A 1,578-nucleotide genomic window follows, 5' to 3' on the forward strand; every position below is an offset into this window, starting at 1 on the left:
CGTTGGTATGACTCCCACAGTCAAGTTAAACGCACTGATCCTTGCCTAACTTTTTAAGCCATAATTTCTTCAGCTCGAATTAGAGCGAGTTAATACATAGGATGAAGCAAGTAATGTCGTCGGTTTTCATGCTGATATTCGTTGGTTATTACTATTTCTAGTAACAGAGCAGACCTTACTTAGTTCGTCGTGGCACCTGTCTTCAGTCTATGTTCGTGGTTCAATGCTGCGTTAGCTGCATTGCCATCCTAACGCCCTCGGTGGTTGTGCCACACCCGATGCTTGACCCAATGCATTAACTCTAATTCGTTCATCATGCAGGTACTCTTGCTAATCTTAGTTTTGGATCAACAGGTGTCAGTACCACTTCTTTTGCTATAGCCCAGATATACGCGATCATTTCTCGCGCAATTGCTGTGACTACAAGGTTATAATGCTTTCCCTTACTGATTAACTTTTTGTAGCGCTTGCAGAGCCTAAGTTGTGCTTTCCATGCGATATCAATAATCTGCTTTGGCAACCCTTCTTGTCGTTTTTGCATATCTGTGGAGATATTAGCGGCATACCTGTATGTGTGCGCACCTTCAATAAGGAGGCGTCTAGCCCTACCATTGCCACATTTTGTTATCGCACCGATATGACGTTTTCCGCCGCTTGAGTGTTCACTAGGTACAAGACCAAGGTAACTCATTAGTTTACGAGGGTGGTCGAAGCGCGATAAATCGCCTAGCTCAGCAATAACACCTGCTGCAACTAATAGACGAACGCCGCGCATCGCTTGTATTGCTTTTACGACAGGGTAATAACGCCATTGATGAACATGGTGTGTTAATTCATTATCAAGACGCTCTAAACGTGCCATTCTTTCAGATATTGTTTGTATAAATTCTTGTAAAACAAGTTGCTGTGCTGGGTGAGATAATACAAGCTCTGTAAGCCAACGAAGGTGTTTGAGCGACCAGTTAGCAGTGCCAGCATAATTTATATTATTACGCAGTAATAGCGCTTTAAGTTGATATTTGGCGTCTTTTAAATCTTTCATGGCAACTTCACGGGCGCGAGATAAATCGCGAACAGCTTCATCTTCCGGCTCTGGCACATAAATAGGTGTAAGGTCTTCTGTTTTAAGTAGCTTTGCGAGCTTCATGGCATCACGTTTATCGGTTTTAACACGTTCACCTGGTTTTTTAGGAATGAGAGAAGGGGCAACCACATAGCAGCAATGACCAAGGCTAGTGATTAACCGATAAATCCAGTAACCGCAGGGGCCAGCCTCATAGACAAAGTGAAGCGTTGCATCAGGGTATTTAGATTCAAAGTGACGAACTAGTTTTTTAACGGCTATTTTAGATGATGGCGCTCTACCAAAGTGCACAGGTTGTGCGCCTCGATGGTCTTCAATATAGGCGACTTCATTGAATTCTTTATGTGTATCAAGTCCGATAAAAAGTATGCTATGTTTGTTCATGCTAGCCTCTGCTGTTTAGTTATTTGACAAACTAATTATGGCTCTGGCTTTGTCATTAAGCTAACCCACGAAAAGCGGAGGCTAGCACCGTGTGGGAGTCATTATGTCTA

General features: G+C 43.0%; 1 protein-coding gene. It reads right to left on the bottom strand.

Annotated elements, in window-relative coordinates:
• Nucleotides 1-313: 313 nt before the first annotated feature.
• Nucleotides 314-1,468, bottom strand: coding sequence for an IS110 family transposase (locus L1272_RS22970; RefSeq protein ID WP_138519617.1), 1,155 nt, complete (start codon nt 1,466-1,468; stop codon nt 314-316).
• Between the last annotated feature and the right edge of the window lie 110 nt (nt 1,469-1,578).

The organism is Pseudoalteromonas sp. PAST1 (genome assembly GCF_021532515.1).
GTDB classification, from domain to species: domain Bacteria; phylum Pseudomonadota; class Gammaproteobacteria; order Enterobacterales; family Alteromonadaceae; genus Pseudoalteromonas; species Pseudoalteromonas simplex.